This is a genomic window from Chamaesiphon sp. OTE_20_metabat_361, assembly GCF_031364565.1.
On record NZ_JANLWO010000767.1, the window covers coordinates 1 to 7558 of the forward strand.

At 50.7% G+C, this 7558-nt stretch carries 4 protein-coding genes and 1 pseudogene; 3 read left to right on the top strand and 2 right to left on the bottom strand.

Features of this window, described 5'->3' with window-relative positions; all coding sequences use genetic code 11:
• Both RMO35_RS21660 and RMO35_RS21665 read right to left on the bottom strand, forming a co-directional pair.
• A partial coding sequence (locus tag RMO35_RS21660; protein WP_309744184.1) for a DUF3891 family protein occupies positions 1 to 432 on the bottom strand: 432 nt, incomplete at its 3' end.
• Positions 433 to 698: 266 nt separating this feature from the next.
• Positions 699 to 1199, bottom strand: coding sequence for a rhodanese-like domain-containing protein (locus RMO35_RS21665; protein WP_309744186.1), 501 nt, complete (start codon positions 1197 to 1199; stop codon positions 699 to 701).
• Positions 1200 to 1523: 324 nt separating this feature from the next.
• Between RMO35_RS21665 and RMO35_RS21670 the strand changes: the two genes are divergently transcribed.
• From RMO35_RS21670 to RMO35_RS21680, 3 genes and pseudogenes are all read left to right on the top strand, one after another.
• Positions 1524 to 4877, top strand: coding sequence for a PAS domain-containing protein (locus RMO35_RS21670; RefSeq protein WP_309744188.1), 3354 nt, complete (start codon positions 1524 to 1526; stop codon positions 4875 to 4877).
• A gap of 151 nt (positions 4878 to 5028) precedes the next feature.
• On the top strand, positions 5029 to 6624 hold the full coding sequence (locus tag RMO35_RS21675; RefSeq protein WP_309744190.1) for an Hsp70 family protein: 1596 nt from the start codon (positions 5029 to 5031) through the stop codon (positions 6622 to 6624).
• A gap of 90 nt (positions 6625 to 6714) precedes the next feature.
• Positions 6715 to 7558, top strand: a pseudogene (locus RMO35_RS21680) (DNA topoisomerase); the annotation flags it as partial.

Sequence of the window (7558 nt, forward strand, 5' to 3'; positions counted from 1 at the left end):
GGCTTTCTGGACATCAGCTTTTTTGAGCTTCAAGCCTTTGCGCCAGGTAGTTTGTAGCTCGATTTGTTTGTCCAAAAACTCATCGAGTTCGGGGAGCTTGCCGCGCCGTCCCTCATTTAGAAAGCTCATGTGCATGGATACCAGCAATGCGACCCAGCGCCCCCGATAGAGGGCATTTTCCACATGCTCGTACAGGGGTGCTACTTCCAAATTTTCGCCCAAGGTGAAGTCTAGTGGTGCCCCGGCTTTAGTGAGGCAGTCGCCTTGCCATTCGCGCTCTAGATCGTCATGATGGGCGATCGCGGCGATCGTATCCACCAGATGAGCTGTATCATCTGGAGTCTCCCAATGCGCCGCTACTTGGGCAGCTAGGAGTGCGTGAGCGCGATGGTAGATGATTTCCCAGCCGTTGTCAGTCAGATTGGCAATCATGTGGTGAAGAGGGAGAAATAGACCTCCTGCGAAAGTAAAAATACAATTTTGTTCGGTATTGTTTTCATCCAAAGTATCCCCTGTCTCGATCCCCTATCCCCCTCCTACGGTGTATGCACAAGTCGGCTGTTGCTCCGTTTCCAGATCTAAATCCCCCAACCCCCTTGGAAAGCTTGCTCTAAAGTCCCCCTTTCCAAGGGGGATTGAGGGGGATTTCTAGGGTTTTCGCTTCGCTCCAAACTTGTGTGTACACAGCAGCTATTCCCTCAATCGTCGTTAGCGTGCTGCGCCTTACCTGCCACCTTGGTATCATGGTCTTCCTTCAGACGAGAGATGACATTAAATGCGTCGGCGGTTGGGGGTGAGGCATCTTCTTGAACGCCTTCAGTCGGGCCGCCAATTTCGTGCCAAGCATCCAGACCGCCCATGATATGAGTTACGGCTTCAAAGCCAGCAGCTCTGAGCATTTGAGCGGCTTCATGCGCTCGATCGTCAGACTCGGCATAGATGTAGATATCATGCTCGGGCTGGAGTGTAGACTTCATCTGGTCGAGCTGCTCCATGGGCATCGAGACTGCCCCAGTGATGCGTCCTTGGTTGAAGGCTTCATGTTCGCGAATATCAATAATCGATAAGGCAGGTTCGCCCCATTCGAGCCGCTTTTTGAGGTCGTAGGCAGTCGATTCTTCTTGGAGTACAACTGGGGTTGGCGTTAGATTGCCCAGGGCATCTTGAATACCTTCGACAATATCGTGTAAATTTGCCATAAAGTTTTGTTTGCTAGCTTTCCTGATTACATCTACAGCATTGCAGAATCCAGCTCGAACCACTTCTACCCAAAGGTAGATCGTTAGATAACAGGATTAGACCTGTAGAAAGGCAGCTCAACTGCGAGAATCATGCTAAGTTGCGGCAATTAGTGCGTAATGGATCGGTGTAGATAGCGCTCGGCGGATAAAACTCAAACTTCAAGCCCAAATCGATGCCGACATCTTTCTTTGGGCTAGTGGTATAATCTCTAAGTCAGTGGATAGATTACAGATAAATTATTTTCAAGTAATCTGTAGTTTGCTACGGTCGAGTTGAAATTTATGAGTACTTCGCCCTACACGCTGCTAATCGTCGATGATGTTGCTACCGATCGAGAGTTGTATCGACGTGCCCTAAGATCGTCCAACTCTAACTATCATCTCTTAATCGCAGAATCAGTCGCAGCGGCACTCGAACTATGCCGCTCTCACCAGATCGATGCTGTGCTGCTCGATTATCTCCTCCCCGATGGCAATGGGCTAGATTTTCTAGAGCGATTAGCGGTGCAAACCAGTGGCAGCAATCCGCCTGTAGTGATGATATCGGGGCAGGGTAACGAACGGATTGCCGTTCGCGCTATCAAAATGGGTGCGGCAGATTATCTAGTCAAGAGCGACCTGACAGCAGAGCTATTACTCGCGACGCTCCGCAGTGCGATTGAAAATAACCGCTTGCAACGGCAATTGAGACAGTGTGAACAGCGGTTTGGGACGGCGATCGAAAATATGCTCGACTGTTTTGGCATTTGCTCGGCAATTCGCGATCGTGCTGGGCAGATCGTCGATTTTCGATTTGACTATCTAAATATGACGGCAATGCAGAGCAATCGGATGACGGAGGCTGACAGGGGTAAAACGCTCTGTGAAGTGTTTCCGGCCCTTCGCGAGACGGGATTGTTTGCCGAGTATTGTCAGGTGGTCGAGACGGGGATACCGCTGGTCAAAGAAGATTTAGTATATACGGATGTATTTGGGGGCGAACGATTGACTAATGCCTATAACGTGCAGATTGCTAAATTAGATGATGGGTTTACGGCTTCCTGGCGAGATATCACTGCCCAAAAACAAGTCGAACTCAGTCTGACAGCAGCTAACCAGCAGATTACGACGATTTGGGAAAGTATGACCGATGCCTATGTGACGCTCGATCGCGACTGGCAGGTCGTCTATACTAATTCGGCGGCAACTGAAGTATATCGCCAAACAACTGGTTTATTACCAGCAGAATATTTGGGCAGAAGTCATTGGGAAGTGTTTCCCGCGACGGTGGGCACGATTGTCGAGCGGGAGTATCATCGGGCTGTGACCGATCGAGTGGCGGTACATTTCGAGCTATTCTATGAGCTAACCGAAACATGGTTTGAGGTTCATGCTTATCCCTCAGATGTCGGCTTGGGGATTTATTTTCGGAATATTGACGATCTCAAACGAATTGAACTGGCGCGGATCGCCGCCGAGCAAGAGCGCGATCGCTTTTTCGATTTAAGGATCGATCTGCTAGTAGTTGCCAATCTGGAAGGGTATTTCGTGCGAGTCAATCCAGTTTGCGAAGAAATGCTCGGTTTTACCAGTGCTGAAATGATGGCACAACCCTTTCTCAGCTTAGTGCATCCTGACGATCTCGCCGCCACGATGGCTGTTGTCGAAAGCTTGAGCGCAGGTAATACGCTCGTTAATTTTGAGAATCGCTATCGCTGCCAGGATGGCTCCTATCGCTGGCTGTTGTGGAGTGCGATCCCGGATCTCGATCGGCAATTAATCTATGCCAATGGTCGGGACATCACCGCACGCAAGCGCGATGAAGAATTACTCCGCCAGAGTGAAGAATTAACCCGTCGCATCCTAGAGAGCAATCGCGACTGCATCAAAGTTGTGGATTTAGCAGGTCGGTTGATTTATATGAACGATTACGGACAGTCGCTGATGGAAATCGATGACTTCTCCACTGTCGCTAGGAGCCAATGGTGCGAATTCTGGCAAGATAGCGACCGAGCAGCGGCGCAAACTGCTTTTAGCATCGCCTTAGCTGGGGGAGTCAAGCGGTTTGATGGTTATTGTGCGACTTCTAAAGGTACGCCGAAATGGTGGGAAGTAATCGTCACACCGATCCTCGGTGCCGATGGACAAGTCAGCCAAATTTTATCGGTTTCGCGCGATATTACCGAACGCCAGCAAGCAGCAGCACTCCTCCAGGCGCAGCAAGCCACGATCCAGCAGCAATTAGGCGAAATCGAAGCTATTTATTTGTCGGCTCCAATCGGACTATCCTATATCAGTAACGAGCTGAAATTCGTGCGGGTCAACGAGCGGCTGGCACAAATTAATGGTTTGCCAATCGCCGCACATATCGGGCTGACGATCCGGGATGTGTTGCCAGAAATGGCAGATGCGATCGAAGCCCTGTATCGGCAAGTTATTGAGTCGGGGGAGCCAATTTTCGATTTAGAGTTGAGTGGTAGCACTCCTTCCCAGCCTGGAGTGGAGCGGCACTGGTTAGCTGCCTACTACCCGCAAACAGATCTCAGCGGTCGAGTGGTGGGGGTAAACGCGACGGTGCAAGAGATTACCGATCGCAAGCGGCTGGAAGCGGCACGAGTAGCAGCAGAGCAAGAGCGCGATCGCTTCTTCAATTTGTCGATCGATCTCCTCGCAATCGGCAACTTTGACGGGTATTTCACCAGGCTCAATCCAGCATGGGAACAGGTATTGGGCTATACCACTGCGGAATTAATGGCGCAATCCTTTGTCGAATTAATTCACCCTGAAGACGTAGCAATCACTGCCGCCGCGATGCGACAAGGGCAAAATGCAGGCGTGCAGAGTAAGGATTTTGAGAATCGGTACCGTTGCAAAGATGGCTCTTATCGCTGGCTATCGTGGAGTACGATGCCTTATCCCGATCGAAACTTGATGTATGGCATTGCGCGGGATATTACCGCTCGGAAGCAAACCCAAGCCGCTCTCGAAGATCGCAACCGCGAACTAGACTCATTTGTATATGTAGTATCTCACGATCTCAAAGCACCCCTACGCGCAGTTGCCAATCTCTCCCGGTGGATTGAGGACGACTTGGCAGGACAACTCACCGCCGCTACTCGAACGCAAATGAACCTCTTACGCAGCCGTGTAGATCGGATGGCAGGGACGATCGACGGACTGCTCGACTATGCTCGTGTCGGTCGCAGCGAGGACGCGATCGAACCCGTCGCCGTGGCACGATTGCTAGCAGATGTCATCGATACACTAGCTCCACCACCCACATTTGCGATCGCTCTCCCCGCCGAGCTACCAATCCTCATCACCAAGCGCCTACCATTATTTCAAGTATTTGTCAACTTAATCGGCAACGGCATCAAACATCATCATTCCGAGGCTGGCACGATTGGGATTGCGATCGCCCAGCGGGGAGATTGGTATGAATTTGCGGTGTCTGATGATGGCTCGGGGATTGCCCCCGAACACCAAGAGCGGATGTTTAAAATCTTCCAAGCTGTGAATCCGCAAAATCGATCGGACAGTACAGGCATCGGACTCGCGATCGTCAAAAAGATCGTCGAAGCCGAAGGTGGTACCATTTGGTTAGAGTCGGAACTGGGCAAGGGGACGACTTTTTATTTTACCTGGCCGAAGGGGTAGAGGGACGGGGGGACTGGGAGACTGGGAGACTGGGGGACTATTCGATTACTTTACCCTTTACCCTTTACCCTTTACCCTTTACCCTTTCCCCTTCCCCCTTTCCCCCTTTCCCCCTTCCCCCTTCCCCCTTCCCCTATCCACTATCCTATCTATGGCAATCGCGATCGACTTTGGGACTAGTAACACCGTCATCAGTCGGTGGAATGCTGCGACACAGCAAGCCGAGACAGTGACATTACCCGGATTGGCGCTCGTCGGTGGCATGAATCCACCCTTGATTCCGAGTTTGGTCTATGTCGAAGATGGTAGTACCGATCGAGTCTTACTAGGTCAAATGGTACGCGATCGGGGGCTAGATCTCCAGAGTGACAATCGGTATTTTCGGGGCTTCAAGCGGGGCATTGGTGCCGAAATTCAGGGATTTTTGCCCGAATTAGATGGGGTGACGATGACCTTCGAGCGGGTAGGCGAACTCTTCATCACAGGCATTCTCAAACAACTCCAACAATCCTTAAGTATTGGCGAATCCCTAGTATTAACCGTCCCTGTCGATAGTTTCGAGATCTATCGCAACTGGTTGAGTAGCGTCTGCGATCTGCTCCCAGTCGAACGAATTCGCCTCATTGACGAACCAACCGCCGCCGCCTTGGGATATGGCATGACCGCCGCCGAAACCCTGCTGGTGGTAGATTTTGGGGGCGGTACGTTGGATTTATCCCTAGTCCAGCTCACCAAGCAAGTCCAGCAGGGCAAAAAGCCGCTCGGCTTCCTCTTAAAATGGGGCGACAAATCCCTCGAAGCAGCCACTCAACAGCCCCAGCTAGCGCGGGTAATTGCCAAAGCTGGGCAAAATTTAGGCGGAACAGATATCGATAATTGGGTGGCGCAGGCACTAGCAGAGGCGCAAGGCATCAAAGTCACACCCTTAATTACCCGCTTGGCAGAAAAGCTCAAAATTCAACTCTCCTTGCAAACCACCGCCGCCGAAGCCTATTTCGACGATCGTACCTTTGATAGTTACGAATTTAGCCTCACCCGCGACAGGTTCGAGCAGCTCCTCACAGCCCATCAATTCTTCGACAGATTAGATGAATCAATGACACAAGTGCTCCAACAAGCCAGACGGCAAGGCGTCGAAACTAATGATATTAATGGTGTTCTATTAGTCGGCGGTACCGTCCAAATTCCCGCCGTCCAAACCTGGGTGCGGCAGTATTTTGATGACAGTAAAATCCGCGAATCCAAACCATTTGAAGCGATCGCCCACGGTGCTTTACAATTACTCCAAGGCATCGAAGTTCAAGATTTTCTCTACCATAGTTATGGCGTTCGCTATTGGGATAAACGCCGCAACGCTCACAATTGGCATCCAATTATTCAATCGGGACAAGCTTATCCCATGTCCGAACCTGTCGAATTAACCCTCGGTGCCTCCCGCGAAAATCAACCCAGTATCGAATTAATTATCGGCGAATTGGGAGCCACAACAGGCGGTACCGAAGTCTATTTTGATGGCGACAGATTGATTACCCGTTGCCTCACTGGTGGCGTCAAAGATGTCAAAACCTTAAACGATCGCGATGGCGGTCGCAGTATCGCCAACCTCATACCAGCAGGCTATCCCGGCACCGATCGCGTCAAGGTATCATTCAACGTCGATCGCGATCGACAGTTACGAATTAGTGTCGAAGATTTACTCACCAATCAAACACTATTAACCGATGGTATCGTCGCTGAGCTAAGTTGATTTGCCAGCTAGAAAAGTTGTCTAATAAGGCTTCGTTGGTAAATTTTCCAAAGGTCGATTGTTTAGCCGAATCTCAGTTCACCTAAATTTATGCGAAATCTGCTCATTGTTGAATCTGCTGGCAAAATCAAAAAGCTCAAAAGTATCCTCGGATCGGACTGGGATGTCAAGGCATCGACCTGCCAAGGCAGCGCTTCGCTATCGGGCATATTCGCCAACTCGCTAACGATGGGGATGGTGCGTTAGGCTTTGACTTGGGTGCAGACACGATCGACTGCCGCTATATCCCCCGCGACGATCGCGCCAAACAAACGATCGCCGGACTCATTGCCGCAGCCGAACGAGCAGATCGAGTATTCATCGCCTCAGATCCAGATCGGGAAGGTGAAGTCATCGGCTGGCATATCGCTCAAGTATTGAAACTAAAACAGCCCCAGCGAGTGGTCTATCAAGAGATTACCGAGTCTGCTGTCAAAAAAGCGATCGCTTCTCCCCGCTCTCTAGATATGGCTTTAGTAGAAGCAGGTAGGTGTCGCGATTGTCTGGATAAGCTTGTCGGCTACAAAGGATCGCCGCTAATCTGGCGACTTAATAATGGAGCCAAAAGCGTTGGGCGAGTTCAGTCCGCCACCCTGCATTTAGTCTGTCAACGAGAGCGAGAAATTCAATCCTTCATACCGCAAGATTATTGGTCGGTATTTGTAGATTATGCCGAAGGATTCAGAGCCTTTTACAATGGTACTGCTCAATCTATTTCACCAGCCCCAGATGAAGAAATTAGCGATGATGCTGGAGCGAGGGAAAACGTCGCCGAATCGACGCGGGTATTGAGTCAAGCCGAAGCTGAGAGGTTAGTCGAGATCGGCAAAGCTAACGCCCATCAAGTTAAGTCCATCGAGGGTAAACTCGCTCCCAAAAAGCCACCCGCCCCATT